Consider the following 19,791-nt stretch of genomic DNA (forward strand, 5'->3'; position numbering starts at 1 on the left):
GGTATTCGCATGCAGACGTGGCCAGGTTCCGCGTATCCGCTCGGCGCGACGTTCGACGGCAATGGCACGAACTTCGCCCTGTTCAGCGAAGCGGCCGACCGGGTCGTGCTGTGCCTCTTCGACGACGATCGCGTCGAGACGCAGATCGAGCTCGTCGAGGTCGATGCGCATGTGTGGCACGCCTACCTTCCTCAGGTGCAGCCGGGTCAGCTCTACGGCTACCGTGTCCACGGCGAGCATGACCCCGCCCGCGGCCTGCGGGCGAACCCGAACAAGCTGCTGCTCGACCCGTATGCGAAGGCGGTGAGCGGCGAGATCGACTGGGACGAGTCGCTCTTCCCGTACCGCTTCGGCAAGCCCGACAAGAGGAACGACCTCGACTCGGCCCTGCACGCGATGCTCGGGGTTGTCATCAACCCGTACTTCGACTGGCAGGGCGACCGCCCGCCGCGCACGCCCTACAGCTCCAGCGTCATCTACGAGGCCCACGTCAAGGGCCTCACCATGACGCACCCCGACATTCCCGCCGAGATTCGCGGCACCTACGCGGCCATCGCGCACCCGGTGATCATCGATCACCTGCGCAAGCTCGGCATCACGGCGCTCGAGGTCATGCCCGTGCACCAGTTCGTGCACGACAAGCACCTCGTCGACCAGGGGCTGCGCAACTACTGGGGCTACAACACCATCGGTTTCCTCGCCCCCCACAACGCCTACTCCTCCAGCGGCGACCGCGGTCAGCAGGTGCAGGAGTTCAAGAGCATGGTGCGCGAGCTGCACGCGGCTGGCATCGAAGTGGTCCTCGACGTCGTCTACAACCACACGGCCGAGGGCAATCACATGGGCCCCCTGCTGTCGTTCAAGGGCATCGACAATGCGGCCTACTACCGGCTCATGGAGGACGAGCCTCAGTACTATCGCGACTACACGGGCACCGGCAACAGCCTCAACGTGCGCCACCCGCACTCGCTGCAGCTCATCATGGACTCGTTGCGCTACTGGGTGACCGAGATGCACGTCGACGGCTTTCGCTTCGACCTCGCCGCCGCACTGGCGCGAGAGTTCTACGACGTCGACCGCCTCTCCACCTTCTTCGACCTCGTGCATCAAGACCCGGTGGTGTCGCAGGTGAAGCTCATCGCCGAGCCGTGGGACATCGGCCCGGGCGGCTACCAGGTGGGCAACTTCCCGCCGCAGTGGACGGAGTGGAACGGCAAGTACCGCGACACGGTGCGCGACTTCTGGCGTGGCGAGGGCGAGACCCTCGGCGAGTTCGCGAGCCGCCTCACGGGCTCCGCCGACCTCTACGAGTCCTCCGGCCGCCGCCCGTTTGCGAGCATCAACTTCGTCACCGCTCATGACGGCTTCACGCTGCGCGACCTCGTCTCGTACAACGAGAAGCACAACGAGGCCAACGGCGAGAACAACCAGGACGGCGAGAGCCACAATCGTTCCTACAACCTCGGCGAAGAGGGGCCGACCGACAATCCGGTCATCCAGGCCCTGCGCGCGCGACAGGTGCGCAACTTCCTCGCGACGCTCCTGCTCAGCCAGGGCGTGCCCATGATCGCCCACGGCGATGAGCTCGGCCGCACCCAGCAGGGCAACAACAACGTGTACGCGCACGACAGCGCGCTGTCGTGGATCGACTGGGAGCATGCCGACGGCGCCCTGCTCGAGTTCGTCGGCTCCCTGGTGCGGCTGCGGCGCGAGCATCCCACCTTCCGGCGTACGCGCTTCTTCGACGGCCGCCCGGTGCGCCGCGGCGAGGGCGACCCCGTGCCCGACGTCGCGTGGTTCCAGCCGGACGGCTCGGCGATGGAGCCGGAGGATTGGGAGTCGGGCTTCGGCCGCTCGATCGGCGTCTACCTCAACGGCCACGGCATCCAGGGGCGGGATGCTCGGGGCGAGCCCATCGTCGACCGCTCGTTCCTCGTCTACTTCTCGGCCCACACCGAGCCCGTCTCGGTCACGCTGCCACCGGGCGAGTACGGCCAGCGATGGGAGCGCCTTGTTGACACGAGTGGCATCGAGGGCGAAGCCGTGCTCGACGCCGGTGGCACGATGACGCTCGAGGCGATCAGCATGGTGGTGCTGCGCGAGTGGGTCGTCAGCGAGCCGACCCTCGACGACTCCGTCGCCGCCTCGCTCTCACCGCCGGCGCAGCTCGACCCCGTCGCGTCTCCGGTGGTCACGCCGTGAGCGAGCTGCCCCGCTCCACGTACCGACAGCAGGTGTCGGCGGAGTTCCCGCTCGACGACGTGGCGGGGCTTGCCGACTACGTGAGCCGCCTCGGCGCCGACTGGCTCTACCTCTCGCCGCTCCTCCAGGCGACGCGCGGGTCGACGCACGGCTACGACGTCGTCGACCACGCGCACGTCGACGAGGAGCGCGGCGGCCTCGTCGGGCTCACGCACGCGATCGGTTCGGCGCGCGACCACGACCTCGGCGTGCTCGTCGACATCGTGCCTAACCACGTCGGTGTCGCCGACCCGCGCCAGAACTCCTGGTGGTGGCAGCTGCTGCGGGACGGGCGCGACGCCCGCTGCGCCGACGCCTTCGACGTCGACTGGGAGTTCGGCGGCGGCCGCGTGCGCCTGCCCGTGCTGGGTGACGACCTCCCGGCCGTAATCGACGCCGGGCAGGTGACTCTCCTGCCGCACGCCGTCGGCGGGCCCGCCGTGCGCGTCTACGAGACGGAGTACCCGCTCGCCGAGGGCAGCCTGCCGCGGCCCGGCACCGATCTGACGGCGCCGGACACGATCGCTGAGGTGCTCTCGCACCAGCACTACGAGCTCATGCACTGGCAGCGCGCCGACGCCGAGCTCAACTATCGGCGCTTCTTCGCCGTCAACACCCTCGCGGCAATCCGCGTTGAAGAGCCGTGGGTGTTCGACGAGTCGCACGTCGAGATCGTGCGCTGGGTGCGCGAAGGGCTCGTGCAGGGCATCCGCGTCGATCACCCGGACGGCCTCGCCGACCCGGGGCGCTACCTCGACCGTCTCGCCGAAGTCACCCAGGGGGCACCGGTGTGGGTCGAGAAGATTCTCGAGGGGGAGGAGCCGCTGCCGGCGTTCTGGCAGACTGTCGGCACGACCGGCTATGACGCGCTCGCGACGATCGACCGCGTGCTCGTCGACCCGGCGGGGCGCCTGCCGCTGAGCGACCTCGACGCCGAGCTGCGCGCCGAGGACACCCGCGCGGCGCCCCGCCGTCTCGACTGGCACGCGCTCATCCGCCGCACGAAGCGCCGCATCGCCGACACCATCCTGCGCAGCGAGGTGCTGCGCCTCGAGCGCGAGCTGCCCGCACCCGTCGAGAACGCCGCCGACGCGCTCGCCGAGCTACTGGCGGCCTTCCCCGTCTACCGCTCCTACCTGCCCGCGGGCCACGAGCACCTTCAGGAGGCCCTCGAGGCGGCGCGGGATGCTCGACCCGAGCTCGAGCCGGCGCTGCGCGCCCTCGAGCCGATCCTCGCCGACCCGGCGCAGCCCGCCGCGATCCGGTTTCAGCAGACGAGCGGGATGGTCATGGCCAAGGGCGTGGAGGACACCGCCTTCTACCGCTACTCGCGGCTCGCGTCGCTCACCGAGGTGGGCGCCGACCCCGGCGAGTTCTCGATCTCCGTGGACGAGTTCCACCGTCGGCAGGCCGTGCGACAGGCCGCGTTCCCCGCCTCGCTCACGACACTGTCGACGCACGACACGAAGCGCGGGGAGGACACCCGTGCGCGCATCCACGTGATCGCGGAGGACCCGCAGCGGTGGGAGTCGCTGCTCGGCGAGTTGCGCGAGCGCGTCGCGGTCGGTGACGGGGTCTTCGAGAACATCCTCTGGGAGTCGCTCATCGGTGCCTGGCCGCTGAGCCGCGAGCGCGCCCACGCCTACGCCGAGAAGGCTGCGCGCGAGGCGGGCACGTCGACCGGATGGGCCGACCCGGACGAAGACTTCGAGGCGCGGCTGCACGCCGCCGTCGACACGGCTTTCGACGACTCCGACGTGACGACCCTCATCGAGGCGTTCGTGGCGACGATCGCCCAGCCCGGCTGGTCGAACTCGCTCACCGCGAAGCTCGTGCAGCTCACGGCACCCGGGGTGCCGGATGTCTACCAGGGCAGCGAGCTGTGGGAGACAAGTCTCGTCGACCCGGACAACCGCCGCCCTGTCGACTACGCGGTGCGGCGCGAGCTGCTGGAGCGCATCGACGCCGGTGAGCTGCCGCCGGTCGACGAGTCGGGCGCCGCGAAGCTGCTCGTCACGGCGACCGCGCTGCGCGCGCGCCGCGATCACCCCGAGCTCTTCACCCGCTACGCGCCCCTTCCTGTCGTGGGCGCGGCCGAGCGCCACGCCATCGCGTTCGATCGCGGGGGAGCGGTGACGATCGGCACGCGCCTGCCCGTGAGCCTCGCTGCCCTCGGCGGCTGGGGCGAGACCGCGATCGTGCTGCCCCACCGCCCCTACCGCGATCTCATCACCGGAACGGCATACGAGGGCGGCGAGCTGCCGCTCGCCCGCGTGCTCGAGCGCTACCCCGTGGCGCTTCTCGTGGAGGATGAGCCCGCCGAGGAGGAAGCGTCATGACGACGGATGCCCGGGTCTGGGCACCCTCTGCCGAACGGGTCGCGCTGCACCGCGTGCGGGGCTCCGAGACCGCGCGCATCGGCATGGCGCCCGACGGCGAGTGGTGGGTCGTCACCGATGCTCTGGAGCACGGAGATCGCTACGGGTTCCTCATCGATGGGGTTGAGCATCCCCTGCCCGACCCGCGCTCGCGTCGTCTGCCCGACGGCGTGCACGGGCTGAGCGCTCTCGATGATGCCGGCGCCTTCGCCTGGAGCGACGCCGGGTGGACGGGACGCCAGCTGGCGGGCAGCGTGCTCTACGAGCTGCACATCGGCACGTATTCCCCGGAAGGCACCTTCGACGGCGCCATCGCGCGACTCGACCATCTGGTAGATCTCGGCGTCGACACGATCGAGCTGCTGCCGGTCAACGGGTTCAACGGCACGCACAACTGGGGCTACGACGGCGTCGCCTGGTACGCCGTGCACGAGCTGTACGGGGGGCCCGAGGGCTACCGGCGCCTCGTCGACGCGTGCCACGTGCGGGGTCTCGCGGTCGTGCAGGACGTCGTCTACAACCACCTCGGCCCGAGCGGCAACTACCTGCCGCGCTTCGGCCCGTACCTGCTCCAGGCGAGCGCGAACACGTGGGGAGACTCCGTGAACGTCGGCCACCCCGAGGTGAGGCGCTACGTGCTCGACAACCTCGCCATGTGGTTCGACGACTTCCACGTGGACGGCCTGCGGCTCGACGCCGTGCACGCGCTCGTCGACGATGCCGAGAACCACATTCTGCAGGCGATGGCGGAGGAGACGGATGCGCGCTCGGCGCACCTGCGCCGCCCGCTCACACTCATCGCCGAGAGCGACCTGAACGACCCGGAGCTCATCCTGCCGCGCGAGGCCGGCGGCTACGGCCTGCACGCCCAATGGAGCGACGACCATCACCACGCCATCCACACGGCGGTGACGGGGGAGGCCAACGGCTACTACGCCGACTTCGCGAGCGAGGGGGCTCTGTCGAAGACGAGCGCAGGGGGCTTCTTCCACGATGGAAGCTACTCGAGCTTCCGCGAGCGGGAGCACGGGCATCCCGTACCGAGCGAGGTACCCACCTGGCGACTGATCACGTATGCGCAGAACCACGACCAGATCGGCAACCGCGCCGCGGGCGACCGGCTCTCCCAGTCGCTCACCGAGGATCAGCTCGCCGTCACGGCGGTGCTCAACCTCACGAGCCCGTTCACGCCCATGCTCTTCATGGGCGAGGAGTGGGGCGCGTCGACGCCCTGGCCGTTCTTCACCTCCCACCCCGAGCCCGAGCTGGGCCGCGCGACCGCGGAGGGGCGCCTCGCCGAGTTCGTGAAGATGGGCTGGGACGAGTCGGTCGTGCCCGACCCTCAAGACCCGGCGACGTTCGCGAGCGCCCGCCTGCGATGGGACGAGCTCGAGGACGGCGTGCACGCGCGCCTGCTGCAGCTACACCGCGACCTCATCGCGTTGCGACGGGCGATTCCCGAGCTCACCGACCCGCGCTTCGCGCACACGAGCGCCGCGAGCAGCGGACCCGCTCCCGATCGCCCTCCGCGAGTGTTCCGCATGGATCGGGGGGCGGGCGTCGTCGACGACGAGGATGGCCTCGTAAGCGTGTGCGTGGCCTTCGACGAGCCGGCCACTGTCGAGATCGGCGAGGGCTCGGGCACGGCAGCGCGCGTGCTGCTCGCCACGTCTCCGGAGGCCCGGCTCGAGCGTCACGACCGCGCCGAGACGAGCCTGCTCTCGTTGCCAGCCTGGTCGGCCGCGGTCATGCGTCTGCGCTGAGCGGAGCAGAGTGAGCCGGGCAGCGTGACGCTCCTGGCCTAGCCAGGCAGACCCGCGCCGCCGGCGAGCCCGACCGCCACGAGCAGCAGCACAGGGGCCAGCCCCAGGATGATGCTCACACCGAGCGCGAGAGACGAGATGCCCTTGCCGCCACGGCGCGGAGCGTGATGGAGCCCGCGGGCCGCGAACACCGCGGTGAGCGCGGCGAGAGTCGCGGCAACCGCGAGGGCGACGAGCACGAGTGCCGTGCCGTCGACGCCTGCCACGCTCACGAGGCCCGACGCGACGAGCAGCTGCGTGGCGAAGCCGAGGATCGTGAGGGGGATGCCGAGACGCGCGAGGCGGGCATCCCGATTCACGGCGGGGCGGAGCGAGCGCGCCACCTCGGGGCTGAACGCGGAGAACGGGTCGGGCTCCTTGACGCTGTGCCCGACCAGCTGCTCGCCGTCGAACCAGCGCTCGTAGCCGTCGCGCTCGGGGTCTGGTTGCCAGCTCGGGCCGACGGTATCGGGGTCGTCGTCGACGGTGCCGCTCACAACTCGTACCGATAGCCGAGCTCGGCGGGGTAGTCGCCGCGCGCGGTGAGCTGCTCGGCTGCGGCGGCGAGGTGGTGCAGCGTCAGGCCGAGGGACTGCGGGCCGAAGGAGACCCGGCCGACGCCGAGCTCGGTGAGGCGCTGCAGCGGCAGGTAGCCGGGGTGGGCGAACACGGCGATGGGCGCCCGCACGGCCGCCACAGCGTCGGCGACCCTCTGCTCGGTGCCGAGGCCGAGCATGAAGATACTCGTCGCGCCCGCGTCGACGTAGGCGTTGGCGCGGTCGATCGCCTCCTGCCAGTTATCGGGCGAGCCCGCGAGCGTGTCCGTGCGCGCGTTGATCGCGAGCGGAACTCCCGCGGCTTCGGCGGCCGCGCGCGCTGCGGCGACGCGGCCGGCGGCCTCCTGAATCGGGCGGCGGTCGCTCGTCGCGCCGTCGAGGGAGTCCTCGATGTTGAGACCCGCCGCGCCCGCCTCGACGAGTCTGGCCACGTTGTCGCGCACGCCCCCGGGGTCGGCCGCGTACCCCCGCTCGAAGTCGACGCTCACGGGCAGCTCGGTAGAGGAGACGATGCGGCGGGCGGCGTCGAGCGCCACGTCGACCGTCATGCCTTCGCCATCCGGCACTCCGAGCGCGTAGGCGACCGAGTGGCTCGCGGTGGCGAGCGCCCGCACCCCGGGGGTGCGGGCGACGATGCGCGCCGTCATGGCGTCCCACACATTCGTCACGATGAGCGGGTCTCCGGGCACGTGGAGGGAGGCGAGGAGGGCGGCCTTCTCGGCCGTAGTGGGGGCGGAGTGCGTCATGGGTTCACTCTGCCAGGTGTTCGGGGTCGAATTCCCGGGAAGCTCCTGCGACGATAGGGCATGACCGCCGTGCGCCTCCGCGACTACCAGCCCGCCGATATGGACGCGATCCTGCGCCTCTGGGACGAGGTGCGCGAGGAGGGCGTCGAGCCTGTCTACGCGCTGGCCGAGGTGCTCGCCTCCTGCGAGAAGGACCACGCCGTCATTGCCGTGCGCGGCGAGGAGGTTCTCGGCGCCGCGGTGGCGCGCGCGGCGCACGATCAGGGCTGGATCGTCTTCCTCGCCGTGACGGGCGCGGCTCGCGGGTCGGGCATCGCCGGGTCTTTGCTTGCGGCGCTCGAGCAGCGCATGGCACCCCAGGGGCTCACGCGCCTCTCGATCCTCGTGCCGGACCAGCAGCAGCAGTTCGGTGCGCTGACGAAGGCGGGCTTCCAGGATCGCGCGCACCTGAGCTACTTCGAGCGGGAGATTCCCGTCAAGCAGCGCGAACTCTCCGTGCTGCGCGACCTCGGCGGGCGCATCCTGCCGCGAGACCTGTGGGGATCCATCGCGGGGATGCGCGCGGAGAAGGAGCTGCTCGAGAGGCGACTGGTCCTGCCTCTGGCCGACCCGGCGCTGGCGGAGCAGTTCGGCGTCGAGCCTCCGCGCTCGATCGTGCTCTTCGGCCCTCCCGGCACCGGCAAGACCACGTTCGCGAAGGCGGTGGCCTCGCGCCTGCAGTGGCCCTTCGTCGAGGTGTTCCCCTCCCGCCTGGCCCACAGCCCGCAGGGTCTCGCCGGCGGTCTGCGCGAGACGTTCCTCAAGATCGCCGAACTCGACCACGTCATCGTCTTCATCGACGAGGTGGAGGAGATCGCGGCACAGCGCGGGGGAGAGCCACCGTCGGCCATGCAGGGCGTGACGAACGAGCTGCTGAAGATCATCCCGGCCTTCCGTGATTCTCCGGGGCGGTTGCTGATCTGCGCGACGAACTTCATCCGTGCGCTCGACGCCGCCTTCCTGCGACACGGCCGGTTCGACTACGTCATCCCGATCGGGCTTCCGGATACGGCAGCGCGGGAGGCGATCTGGTCGCGCTACATCCCTGAGTCGGTGCAGGGGAGCGTGGACGTGCCGCAGATCGTTGCGAGCACCGACGGTTACTCGCCCGCCGACATCGAGTTCGCCGCACGGTCGGCCGCGCAGGCCGCGCTCGAGCAGTCGGTGTTCGGTCACGGCGGTGCCCAGAAGCTCGGACCGTCCACCGAGGACTACCTCGACGCGATCGCGAAGACCCGAGCCACGGTCTCCTCGGTCGTCGCGACCGAGTTCGAGGAGGACATCGAGGCGCTCGCCCGCACCTAGCGGGGCCTCTAGCGGGGCGTCTAGCGGGGCGTCGCGATCGGCGCGTGCTCGCCAGGCTTGACGAAGAGCATGAGAACAAAGCCGACGACGAGGATCGCGACGATTCCGAGCACGCCCCAGAGCGTCGCGTTGGTCGACCCCAGCGCCGACGCCGCCGTGATGAAGCCCGCCCACGCTGCCGGCGCGAGGAAGCTCACGGCGCGACCCGTCGTCGCGTAGAGGCCGAAGATCTCACCCTCGCGCCCGGCGGGGGTGACCCGCGCCAGGAGTGAGCGGCTCGCGGCCTGCACCGGGCCCACGAAGGCGGTGAGAGCGAGGCCGAAGATCCAGAACACGACCACGCCGGCGGGCTCGAGCAGAAACACGAGCACGCCCGAGACGCTCAGCCCGGCGAGCGCGAAGAGGATGACGCGGCGAGCGCCGAACCTGTCGTCGAGGCGACCGGCGAAGATCGTGGACACACCGGCGATGAGGTTGGCCGCGATGCCGAAGATGATGACCTCGTTGGCGCTGAAGCCGAAGGCGACGGAGGCGAGGATCGCGCCGAAGGTGAACACGCCGGCGAGCCCGTCGCGGTAGACGGCGGCCGCGAGCAGGAACCAGAAGGTCTGGCGAGCGGTGCGGAAGAGGTCGACGATGTCGTGCCACAGAACCACGTAGGAGCGGAAGAAATTCACCCGCGGGCGCCCGGCGGCGGGCTCCGACTCGGGAACATTGAGGAAGATCGGGATGGCGAAGATGAGCGTCCACACCGCGCAGCCGAGAGCGATCACGCGGAAAGGCATGCCGTTGTCGAGCGGCAGGCCAAAGAAGTCGAAGGTCTGCGCGACGACGACAATGATCATGGCGACGATCCCGCCGAGATAGCCGAAGCCCCACCCCAGTCCGCTCACTCTGCCAATGGTCGCGCGCGTCGACACCTGCTTGAGCATGGCGTTGTAGTTGACGCCCGCGATCTCGCCGAAGACCGAGCCGGCGGCAATGAGCATCGCGCCGAGCCAGAAGAACGCTGGCATGGCCTCGACGAAGAACAGGCCAGCGGTGCAGGCGATCAGCAGGCCGGTGCCGATGCCGAGCCACAGCTTCCTGTTGCCAGCGGCGTCGGCCCTCTGGCCGAGAACCGGCGCGACGAGCGCGATGAGAAGGCCCGCGATCAGGGTCGCGATGCCGTAGTTGGCCGAGAGCCCGTCGATCGCTCGCCGGTACTCCGGGTCTTCCGTGCCGAGGGCAACGACCGCGGGATCGATGAAGGCGTCGGAGGTCAGGTAGAGGGCGGCGAAGACGAAGGTGAGGATGACCGTGTTGAACGGTTGCGTTGCCCAGTCCCACAGCGCCCACGACCACACCTGCCTGCGCGGCACGCGCTCTCCGCTGAACGGGCCGCCTGCCGCGGCCACGGCGCCCGTGCGGGCGATCGTCGGCGGCTCGATGGTGGAGGGTGTCGCGTCGACGTCGTTGTCGCCAGGCTTCTCAGTCATGCGCTCACGCTACTGCGAGCCGGTGAACAGGCGGTAGCGCGAGTCTGTCGAGCGTCGCGCCAGCGATCCGCGATCCTGAGAGTTGAGCCAGGGAAGCTCAAGTTTTCGCCGCTCGACTTGACACCGAGCATCCCCTCTCTCAAACTTGACAGTGCGCGACTCAACCTTTCGCGCTCCTGACTTCATCGCGTCACCCACACCAGCGTCACCCACACATCAGAAGGAGCACCACCATGGCACGTGCCGTCGGCATCGACCTCGGAACCACGAACTCCGTCGTCTCCGTCCTCGAAGGTGGAGAACCCACCGTCATCGCCAACGCCGAAGGGTTCCGCACCACGCCCTCCGTCGTGGCCTTCACCAAGGACGGCGAGGTGCTCGTCGGCGAGACCGCCAAGCGCCAGGCCGTCACCAACGTCGACCGCACCATCGCGAGCGTCAAGCGCCACATGGGCACCGACTGGACCCAGGCGATCGACGACAAGAAGTACACGCCGCAGGAGATCAGCGCGCGCATCCTCGCCAAGCTGAAGCGGGATGCCGAGCAGTACCTGGGTGAGAGCGTCACCGACGCGGTCATCACCGTGCCCGCCTACTTCAACGACGCGGAGCGCCAGGCCACGAAGGAGGCAGGCGAGATCGCGGGTCTCAACGTTCTGCGCATCATCAACGAGCCCACCGCCGCCGCCCTCGCCTACGGCCTCGACAAGGGCAAGGAGGACGAGCTCATCCTGGTCTTCGACCTCGGTGGCGGAACCTTCGACGTCAGCCTGCTCGAAGTGGGCAAGGACGACGACTTCAGCACCATCCAGGTCAAGGCGACCTCGGGCGACAACCGCCTCGGCGGCGACGACTGGGACGAGCGCGTCGTCGACTACCTCGCCAAGCGCTTCAAGGACGCGACCGGCGTCGACGTGACGAAGGACAAGATCGCGAAGCAGCGCCTCAAGGAGGCCGCCGAGCAGGCCAAGAAGGAGCTCTCGAGCTCGACCAGCACGAACATCCAGTTGCCGTACCTGTCGCTCACCGAGAACGGCCCCGCCAACCTCGACGAGTCGCTCAGCCGCGCCAAGTTCGAAGAGCTCACGAGCGACCTGCTTGACCGCACCAAGAAGCCCTTCGAAGACGTGATCAAGGAGGCCGGGGTCAAGGTCGACGACATCGCCCACGTGGTGCTCGTCGGCGGCTCGACCCGCATGCCCGCGGTCAACGATCTCGTCAAGAAGATGACCGGCGGCAAGGAGCCCAACAAGGGCGTCAACCCCGACGAGGTCGTCGCCGTCGGTGCCGCCCTCCAGGCGGGCGTCCTCAAGGGCGAGCGCAAGGATGTTCTGCTCATCGACGTCACCCCCCTCAGCCTCGGCATCGAGACCAAGGGCGGCATCATGACCAAGCTCATCGAGCGCAACACGGCCATCCCGACCAAGCGCAGCGAGACCTTCACGACGGCCGATGACAACCAGCCGTCCGTGGCGATCCAGGTGTTCCAGGGCGAGCGCGAGTTCACGCGCGACAACAAGAACCTCGGCACCTTCGAGCTCACCGGCATCGCGCCCGCGCCCCGAGGCATCCCGCAGGTCGAGGTCACCTTCGATATCGACGCCAACGGCATCGTGCACGTGAGTGCGAAGGACAAGGGCACCGGCAAGGAGCAGTCGATGACGATCACGGGTGGCTCGTCTCTCGAGAAGGACGACATCGAGCGCATGATCCGCGAGGCGGAGGAGCACGCCGCCGAGGACAAGGAGCGTCGCGAGAAGGCCGAGGTGCGCAACAACTCTGAGCAGCTCGCCTACTCGATCGAGAAGCTGATCAAGGAGAACGAGTCGAATCTGCCCGACGACGTCAAGAGCGAGGTGCAGGCCGACGTGGATGCTCTCAAGTCGGCGCTCGCCGGTGACGACGACGACGCCGTGAAGTCGGCGTTCGACGCGCTCAACCAGTCGCAGACGAAGCTCGGCGAGGCCATCTACGCGGCCTCGCAGGCGGACGCCGCCGCGGGCGAGCAGCCCGAGGCGCCGACCGAGGACGACGATGAGGATGTCGTCGACGCCGAGATCGTCGACGACGAGGACGAGAAGTCCGACTCCGACGCCGACAAGGACAAGAAGTAACCCATGGCGGCCAAGAAGCGCAAGAACGAGGACGGGGCGGAGGTGCCCGAGGAGGGCGCCCCCACCCCCGCCGCGGCCGACGAGCACGGTGACGATCACGCCGACGACCACGACGGCGGCAAGCCTGCTCGCGACGACTACGCCCCGCTCGCCGAGGACGGCGCCACGACCGACGCCGAGGAGCTCGACGAGCTCTTCGCCGTCGAGGACGCCGACGTGGAGGTCTCGGAGTCGGGCAACTCGCTCGACGCCGACATCGACCACATTCTCTCGGAGGCGGGGGCGAAGGAGATCGAGGAGTACCGGGACCGCGCCGCGCGCGCGGAAGCCGAGCTCGCGAACTTTCGCACGCGTGTCGAGCGCGATCGCGCGGCGAACCGCGAGGCGGTCGTCGCCGAGGTGATCCGCTCTCTCCTCCCCGCGATCGACGACCTCGATCGTGCTGCATCGCACGGCGACCTGGAGGGCAGCCCGCTTGAGCTGGTGGCGCAGAAGATGCGCAGCAGCTTCGAGCGGTACGGCCTGCGGCGCGTCGGCGAGATCGGCGAACCGTTCGACCCGGCCCTGCACGAGGCTCTCGTGCAGCTGCCGAGCGCCGAGGCGACGTCGAACACCGTCGCCGACGTGATCGAGGTCGGCTACGCCCTAGGTGAAAAGCTCGTGCGCCCGGCGAAGGTGGCCGTCTCGGTTCCCGAGAACTAGGAGGGGCACATGGCCAGCAACGACTGGTTCGAGAAGGACTTCTACGCCGTGCTCGGCGTACCGAAGGATGTCTCGGCGGCAGACCTCAAGAAGGCGTACCGCAAGCTCGCGCGCGAGCATCACCCCGACTCGAACCCGGGCAACGCCGCGGCGGAAGCCCGTTTCAAGGAGATCAGCGAAGCGCACGCCGTTCTCGCCGACCCGGCGCAGCGCGCTGAGTACGACCAGTTGCGCGCGATGGGCTCCGGCGCCCGCTTCACCGCCGGCGGTGGCGGTCAGGGCGGCTTCGAGGATGTCTTCGGCGGCATGTTCGGCGGGGGAGCCAGAGGTCGCCGTGCCCAGCCCGGCGGCGCCGGCGGCTTCGAGGACATCTTCGGCGGCATGTTCGGCGATGGACGATTCGGCCAGACGACGGGCGGGTTCCGCGGCTACGGCGGCCCCACGAAGGGGCGAGACCAGACCGCCTCGGTCTCTCTCGAGTTCCTCACCGCCATCCAGGGCGACACGGTCACGCTGGAGCGACAGGGCGGCAAGCCGCTCACGGTCAAGATTCCCGCGGGGGTCTCGGACGGCCAGAAGATCCGCCTCAAGGGCAAAGGTGAGCGCAGTATCGATGGTGGCCCCGCCGGCGATCTCGTGCTCACCGTCTCGGTGCGCAAGCATCCCGTCTTCGAGCGGGACGGCCTCAACCTGCGCGTCGATGTTCCTGTGACCTTCGTCGAGGCGACGCTCGGCGCGACGATCGAGGTGCCGACCCTCGGCGGCGACCCGGTGAAGCTCAAGGTAGCGCCGGGAACGCCGAGCGGCCGAGTACTGCGCGTCAAGGGTCGCGGCGTGACCACCCCGAAGGGCACCGGCGATCTGCTGGCGACGGTGCAGGTCGCGGTGCCCGCGCACGTGAGCGCGGAGAGCACGAAGAAGCTGCGGGAGTTCGCGGAGACTCTGCCCGCCGAGAATCCGCGCGACGACCTGATCGCTCGCGCGCGCGGGTAGCGCGCGGCACAATGACCTGAGGCGGCAGCGACGTGGGAGGAGACCAGGTGGACGAGGACACTCCCATGTTCGCCATCGCGATCGCGGCAGACCTCGCCGGGATGCACCCCCAGACCCTGCGGCAGTACGACCGCCTCGGGCTCGTGTCTCCGACCCGCACGGCGGGGCAGAGCCGCCGCTACTCGATGCGCAATGTCGTGCAGCTGCGCGAGATCGCCCGGCTCAGCGGCGAGGGGCTCAACCTCGAGGGCATCCGCCGCATCCTCGAGCTCGAGAACGAGGTGACCGACCTGCGCCGCCGCGTGCGTGAGCTCGAGACGGCGCTCGCCGACGAGCTGCTGGCCAAGCCAGGGCGCCGCGTCTTCGCGGCCGGCTCGGAGGGCGAGGTGATCTCGCTCAAGGCGGGCACACGAGCCCAGAAGTCGAATCAGGTCGTCGTGTGGCGGCCGTTCCGTCGCGGTTAACCCCGAGATCACGCGTGGCGACCAGAAGGCCTAGTGTTGCGCGCGTGACCGACGCCCCACTGAACCGCGTGCTCGAATCGCTGCGCCGTCGCCCCGACATCGAATCGCCCGAGCTGCGGGCGTGGGACGCCGCCGACCGCTACCTGCTCGACACTGCTGAGCCCTGGCTGCGCGACGGGCTGCACGAGCTCGTGGTCATCGACGATACGCACGGCGCGCTGAGCCTCGGTGCGCTGTCGTTGGGTGCCGAACACGTGCGCGTGCATCAGGACTCCCTCGTCGCTCGCCGAGCGCTCGACGCCAACGCGCTCGACGCCAGCCTCACGGCGATCACTCACCACGAGCTGGCCGATGTGGTCACCGAGGGTGCTCGGCTCATCCTGCTGCGCCTGCCCCGCTCGCTCGATCGGCTCGACGCTATCGCCCGCGAAGTCGCGCGCTCCGCGCACCCGGAGGCCGTGCTGCTCGCGGGCAACATGATCAAGCACATGACGCCGACCCAGAACGACGTTCTGCGCCGCAGCTGGGAGCGGGTCGACGTGTCGCTCGCCCGGCAGAAGGCGCGCCTGCTCACGGCCCGCGGCCCGCGGCAGGTCGCGCTCGCCGAACCCGCCCTGGGGGAGGCGCCCCAGTTCGGATTGCGGATCGTCGCGCACGCGGGGGTTTTCGGCGGAGCATCCCTGGATATCGGCACACGGGCCCTGCTCGACGCCTCCGACCAGTGGCCTGACTACGAGACCGCCATCGACCTCGCCTGCGGCACGGGTGTGCTCGCCGTCGTGCTCGCGCGGCGCGCTCCCGCAGCGACAGTCATCGCCACGGACGTCTCGGCGCTCGCCGTCGACAGCGCACGACTGACCGCAGAGGCCAACGGCGTCCTCATCGACACCGTGCAGGACGACGGGCTCTCCCACCAGCCCGACCGCATCGCCGACCTCATCGTGCTCAACCCGCCGTTCCACGTCGGCGCCGCCGTGCACACCGGAGTTGCGCTGCGGCTGTTCGCGGAGGCGGGCCGGGTGCTGCGCCCCGGCGGTCAGCTGTGGAGCGTGTGGAACAGCCACCTGCGATACGCGCCGGCGCTTGAGCGTGCGGTGGGCCCGACCCGTCAGGTCTCGCGGGGGCCCACGTTCACGGTCACGGCCTCGCGCCGCCGATGACCGCGGTCGCCGGCGCCCGTGGTGGCGGGTGGCGCTACCGCTCGCCGTAGCTGCGCACGGCCGCGAGCTGCTCGCGCAGCTCGGCCGCGGCGAAGCGCGGCCCGTAGCCGGGAGTGTCGCGCTGGATGCGCCAGCTGTCGCGCAGGGGGCCGCCGACGATGGCGTCGAACCCGATCGCCTCGATGAGCTCGCTGACCCGCCGAACAGCAGCATCGACGTCGCCGTAGACCATGAGGGCACGGCGCGTGGGGCTGCCGGAGGGCTCGGCGTGATCCGTGATGTCGGCGGCGGGAATGTGGTTGAACGCCTTGACGACGGTCGACTCGCTCAGGTGGCGGGCAACCCACTCTGCTGTGGTGAGGCGCTCGTCGTCGAGCTCGGGGATGCTGCCGTCGCGGGCGGGGTAGTAGTTGTTGGTGTCGACCACGACGCGCCCCGCGAGGGGTTCGCTCGGGATGCTCGGCACGGCGCCGAGCGGAACGGTGAGCACGACGAGCTCGCCGGCCTGCGAGGCCTGCTCGACGGTGCCGGGGGTGACGGTGCCGCCGCCGAGGGCGGAGACGTCGGCCGCGAACTGCTCCAGCGACGCGGGGCCCCGCGAGTTCGCGAGCACGATGTCGTGCCCGAGTGCGGCGAACGCCCGGGTGAGCTGCGAGCCGATGTTGCCGGAACCGATGATGCCGAGAGTTGTCATGCTGGAGCCCAAGAGGTCGCGCTGGCGGTTTATTCCCCGCCCGTGCGCCGTCTGCGTGTTCGCCGTGAGCAGAGCCGCGGAACGGGCATCCTCTGGCGCCGTTCGACACCGCGTCGTAAACTTGAGTCACCGCGACTCAACATTTCACCGCGCATTCTCCCGGGAGCACACGATGGCCAACATGCAAGGCGCCCCCTCCAGCCAGGAGGCCCAGAAGTCTGCCCTCGAGCAGTACGGCGTCAACCTCACCGAGATCGCCCGCTCCGGCAAGCTCGACCCCGTCATCGGCCGCGACGCCGAGATCCGGCGCGTGAGCCAGGTGCTCAGTCGCCGCACCAAGAACAACCCTGTGCTCATCGGCGAGCCCGGCGTCGGCAAGACCGCCGTTGTCGAGGGGCTCGCGCAACGCATCATCGCTGGAGACGTGCCCGACTCTCTCAAGGACAAGCAGCTCGTCGGCCTCGACCTCGCTGCTCTCGTCGCGGGCGCCAAGTACCGTGGCGAGTTCGAGGAGCGCCTCAAGGCCGTGCTGAAGGAGATCGACGACTCCGACGGCCAGGTCATCACGTTCATCGACGAGTTGCACTCCCTCATGGGCGCCGGGGGAGGAGAGGGCTCGGTCGCGGCGGCCAACATGCTCAAGCCCATGCTCGCCCGAGGTGAGCTGCGTCTCATCGGCGCGACCACCCTCAACGAGTACCGCGAGTTCATCGAGAAGGACGCCGCGCTCGAGCGCCGCTTCCAGCAGGTGTACGTGGGCGAGCCGAGCGTCGAGGACACCGTGGCGATCCTGCGCGGCCTCAAAGAGCGGTACGAAGCCCACCACAAGGTGTCGATCGCCGACAGCGCCCTCGTCGCCGCGGCATCCCTCAGCAACCGTTACATCACGGCTCGCCAGCTGCCCGACAAGGCGATCGACCTCGTCGATGAGGCGGCGAGCCGGCTCAAGATGGAGATCGAGTCGAGCCCCGTGGAGCTGGACGAGCTCAAGCGCGCCGTGACGCGCCTCGAGATCGAGGAGCTCGCCCTCAAGAAGGAGAAGGACGACGCCTCGAAGGCGCGCCTGGAGAAGCTGCGCGGCGAGCTGGCGGAGAAGACCGCCGAGCGGGATGCCCTGCAGACGCGCTGGGCGGCCGAGAAGTCGGGCCTGACCGCCGTCGGCGAGCTGCGCACCCGCCTCAACGATGCGCGCATCGAGCTCGACCGCGCCATGCGCGAGGGTCAGTACCAGGAGGCGTCGCGCCTCAACTACGAGCTCATCCCCGGCATCGAGGCGCAGCTCGCCGAGGCGGAGTCGGCGGAGAGCGGCCCGCGCATGGTCAACGACCAGGTGACCGACGAGGACATCGCTGCGGTCGTGGCGGCGTGGACGGGCATCCCCGTCGACAAGCTCACCCAGGGGGAGACCCAAAAACTGCTGACCCTGGAGGCGGAGCTCGGCAAGCGCATCATCGGGCAGCGCGACGCTGTCGTGGCCGTGTCGGAGGCGGTGCGGCGCACGCGCGCCGGCATCAGCGACCCCGACCGCCCGACGGGCTCGTTCCTCTTCCTCGGCCCGACGGGCGTCGGCAAGACGGAGCTCGCCAAGGCGCTCGCCGACTACCTGTTCGACGACGAGAAGGCGCTCGTGCGCATCGACATGAGCGAGTACGGCGAGAAGTTCGCCGTCTCGCGCCTCATCGGTGCGCCCCCCGGATATGTCGGATACGAGCAGGGCGGCCAGCTCACCGAGGCCGTTCGTCGACGCCCCTACTCGGTGATCCTGCTCGACGAGGTTGAGAAGGCCCACCCCGAGGTGTTCGACCTGCTGCTGCAGGTGCTCGACGACGGCCGCCTGACCGATGGCCAGGGTCGCACGGTCGACTTCCGCAACACGATCCTCATCCTCACCTCGAACCTCGGCTCGCAGCTGCTCATCGACCCCTCGCTGGAGTGGGACGCGAAGGTGGCCGGCGTGAACGAGATGGTGCGCCAGGCGTTCAAGCCCGAATTCGTCAACCGATTGGACGACATCGTCGTGTTCGCGCCACTGTCGACGGAGGACCTCGGCCAGATCGTGTCGCTGCAGATCGATCGCCTCGAGCGCCGCCTCGTCGACCGTCGCCTGCAGCTGGCGGTGACGCCGGATGCTCGCACCTGGCTCGCCGAGCGCGGCTACGACCCCGTGTATGGCGCGCGGCCGCTGCGTCGGCTCATGCAGCACGAGATCGACGATGCGCTCGCCCGCGCCATCCTGTCGGGCACGATCACCGACGGTGACGTCGTGCGGGTCGACGTCGCACCGGAGGGTGCCGACGGTCTTGCCGTGTCGCGCATGGAGGTCGAGTAGCTACCCACCCAGGGCGGCGTTCACCGCGAGAGCGATGACGAGGGCTCCGCCGACGAGCGCGGTGATGCGGGCGCCCGTCGGGCCGGTCAGCACCCTCCCAACGAGGGACCCCGCTGTCGTGAGCAAGAGCTGCCAGCTGAGCGAGGCAGTGAAGGCGGCCGCGACGAAGACGAAGCGCTCGAGCGCTGACGCATCGAGAGCGACCGTCGAGCTGCCGATGAGCGCGGCGAAGTAGACGACGGTGACGGGATTGACGAGGGTGAGGGCCCCGACGGTGAAGAAGAGCCGCCGAGCGGTGGGCGTGCGGGCCGCGATCCTGCGTGCCGTCGCCGTCGCTCCCGGGACACGGCTCGGCGCGAGGAGGTCGGGCGCGGCGTCTCGGCCCGGCGGCACGGGGTCGGCCACGGAGGTCTCCTCCGCGGATGCGCCCACCACGCCCCCGCGCACGGCTGGCCTCAGCCCGGGCCGCGCGATCATGACGCCGAGCACGACGAGCACGACGACCGAGATCCAGCGCAGCGGCTCGTCGAGGAGCACGATGACGGGCGCTACCGCGGCTCCTGCCACGACGGCGATCGTGGCGTAGAGCCCATCGACGGTGGCTGCACCGAGCGCACCACCCGCGGCGACTCGGGCGCCGTACCGCGCACCGTGGGTCATGAGCAGGGCCGCGATCGCGCCCACGGGGATGGCGATCGCGTACCCGGCGAGGAGCCCCGCAGTGAGGCTGGAGAGGAGCGCGTCGCTCACAGTGGTGACCCTTCAGGCGGGGCGATTGCGGGGGATGTC

General features: G+C 69.8%; 15 protein-coding genes. 10 read left to right on the forward strand and 5 right to left on the reverse strand.

Features of this window, described 5'->3' with window-relative positions:
- Positions 1-9: 9 nt before the first annotated feature.
- From glgX to treZ, 3 genes are read left to right on the forward strand one after another with little or no spacing between them, the layout of a single operon-like run.
- The gene (gene glgX, locus RJQ01_RS10700) at positions 10-2,202 is read left to right on the forward strand and encodes a glycogen debranching protein GlgX (RefSeq protein ID WP_350476709.1); all 2,193 of its coding nucleotides are present in this window, start codon (positions 10-12) and stop codon (positions 2,200-2,202) included.
- Positions 2,199-4,580, forward strand: coding sequence for a malto-oligosyltrehalose synthase (gene treY / locus RJQ01_RS10705; protein ID WP_350476710.1), 2,382 nt, complete (start codon positions 2,199-2,201; stop codon positions 4,578-4,580). The genes glgX and treY overlap by 4 nt, the downstream gene beginning before the upstream one ends.
- Positions 4,577-6,382, forward strand: a complete 1,806-nt coding sequence (gene treZ / locus RJQ01_RS10710) for a malto-oligosyltrehalose trehalohydrolase (RefSeq protein ID WP_350476711.1) — start codon at positions 4,577-4,579, stop codon at positions 6,380-6,382. Before treY ends, treZ begins: the two co-directional genes overlap by 4 nt.
- 38 nt (positions 6,383-6,420) lie before the next feature.
- On the opposite strand, the gene RJQ01_RS10715 is transcribed toward treZ, so the two are convergent.
- Both RJQ01_RS10715 and RJQ01_RS10720 read right to left on the reverse strand, forming a co-directional pair.
- The gene (locus RJQ01_RS10715) at positions 6,421-6,918 is read right to left on the reverse strand and encodes a hypothetical protein (protein ID WP_350476712.1); all 498 of its coding nucleotides are present in this window, start codon (positions 6,916-6,918) and stop codon (positions 6,421-6,423) included.
- The gene (locus tag RJQ01_RS10720) at positions 6,915-7,724 is read right to left on the reverse strand and encodes an isocitrate lyase/PEP mutase family protein (RefSeq protein ID WP_350476713.1); all 810 of its coding nucleotides are present in this window, start codon (positions 7,722-7,724) and stop codon (positions 6,915-6,917) included. The genes RJQ01_RS10715 and RJQ01_RS10720 overlap by 4 nt, the downstream gene beginning before the upstream one ends.
- Positions 7,725-7,784: 60 nt before the next feature.
- Between RJQ01_RS10720 and RJQ01_RS10725 the strand changes: the two genes are divergently transcribed.
- Positions 7,785-9,068: an ATP-binding protein gene (locus tag RJQ01_RS10725; protein WP_350476714.1), complete on the forward strand. Its 1,284-nt coding sequence runs from the start codon at positions 7,785-7,787 to the stop codon at positions 9,066-9,068.
- A 20-nt stretch (positions 9,069-9,088) separates the two neighbouring features.
- On the opposite strand, the gene RJQ01_RS10730 is transcribed toward RJQ01_RS10725, so the two are convergent.
- Positions 9,089-10,546 carry an MFS transporter gene (locus tag RJQ01_RS10730; protein ID WP_350476715.1) on the reverse strand — a complete coding sequence of 486 codons (1,458 nt, stop codon included), beginning with the start codon at positions 10,544-10,546 and terminating at the stop codon, positions 9,089-9,091.
- A gap of 233 nt (positions 10,547-10,779) precedes the next feature.
- On the opposite strand from RJQ01_RS10730, the gene dnaK reads away from it, so the two are divergent.
- The 5 genes from dnaK (at position 10,780) to RJQ01_RS10755 (ending at position 15,979) form a co-directional block, all read left to right on the forward strand.
- Positions 10,780-12,660, forward strand: a complete 1,881-nt coding sequence (dnaK, locus tag RJQ01_RS10735; protein WP_350476716.1) for a molecular chaperone DnaK — start codon at positions 10,780-10,782, stop codon at positions 12,658-12,660.
- Positions 12,661-12,663: 3 nt separating this feature from the next.
- Entirely contained in the window at positions 12,664-13,362 is a 699-nt protein-coding gene (locus RJQ01_RS10740; RefSeq protein ID WP_350476717.1) for a nucleotide exchange factor GrpE, read from the forward strand.
- A gap of 9 nt (positions 13,363-13,371) precedes the next feature.
- Positions 13,372-14,355, forward strand: coding sequence for a DnaJ C-terminal domain-containing protein (locus RJQ01_RS10745; protein WP_350476718.1), 984 nt, complete (start codon positions 13,372-13,374; stop codon positions 14,353-14,355).
- A 65-nt stretch (positions 14,356-14,420) separates the two neighbouring features.
- Positions 14,421-14,819: a heat shock protein transcriptional repressor HspR gene (locus RJQ01_RS10750; RefSeq protein WP_502885263.1), complete on the forward strand. Its 399-nt coding sequence runs from the start codon at positions 14,421-14,423 to the stop codon at positions 14,817-14,819.
- 44 nt (positions 14,820-14,863) lie between these two features.
- Complete coding sequence (locus RJQ01_RS10755) at positions 14,864-15,979, forward strand: class I SAM-dependent methyltransferase (RefSeq protein ID WP_350476720.1); 1,116 nt, start codon at positions 14,864-14,866, stop codon at positions 15,977-15,979.
- A gap of 34 nt (positions 15,980-16,013) precedes the next feature.
- Here RJQ01_RS10755 and RJQ01_RS10760 read toward each other — a convergent pair whose 3' ends face one another.
- Positions 16,014-16,673, reverse strand: coding sequence for an NADPH-dependent F420 reductase (locus RJQ01_RS10760; RefSeq protein WP_350476721.1), 660 nt, complete (start codon positions 16,671-16,673; stop codon positions 16,014-16,016).
- 172 nt (positions 16,674-16,845) lie between these two features.
- Between RJQ01_RS10760 and RJQ01_RS10765 the strand changes: the two genes are divergently transcribed.
- On the forward strand, positions 16,846-19,002 hold the full coding sequence (locus RJQ01_RS10765) for an ATP-dependent Clp protease ATP-binding subunit (RefSeq protein WP_350476722.1): 2,157 nt from the start codon (positions 16,846-16,848) through the stop codon (positions 19,000-19,002).
- Here the strand turns inward: RJQ01_RS10765 and RJQ01_RS10770 are convergent, their stop codons facing one another.
- Positions 19,003-19,752: a LysE family transporter gene (locus RJQ01_RS10770; RefSeq protein ID WP_350476723.1), complete on the reverse strand. Its 750-nt coding sequence runs from the start codon at positions 19,750-19,752 to the stop codon at positions 19,003-19,005. It lies immediately after the preceding gene.
- Positions 19,753-19,791: the final 39 nt, after the last annotated feature.

The organism is Microcella sp. (assembly GCF_040286215.1).
In the GTDB taxonomy this organism is placed as follows: domain Bacteria; phylum Actinomycetota; class Actinomycetes; order Actinomycetales; family Microbacteriaceae; genus Microcella.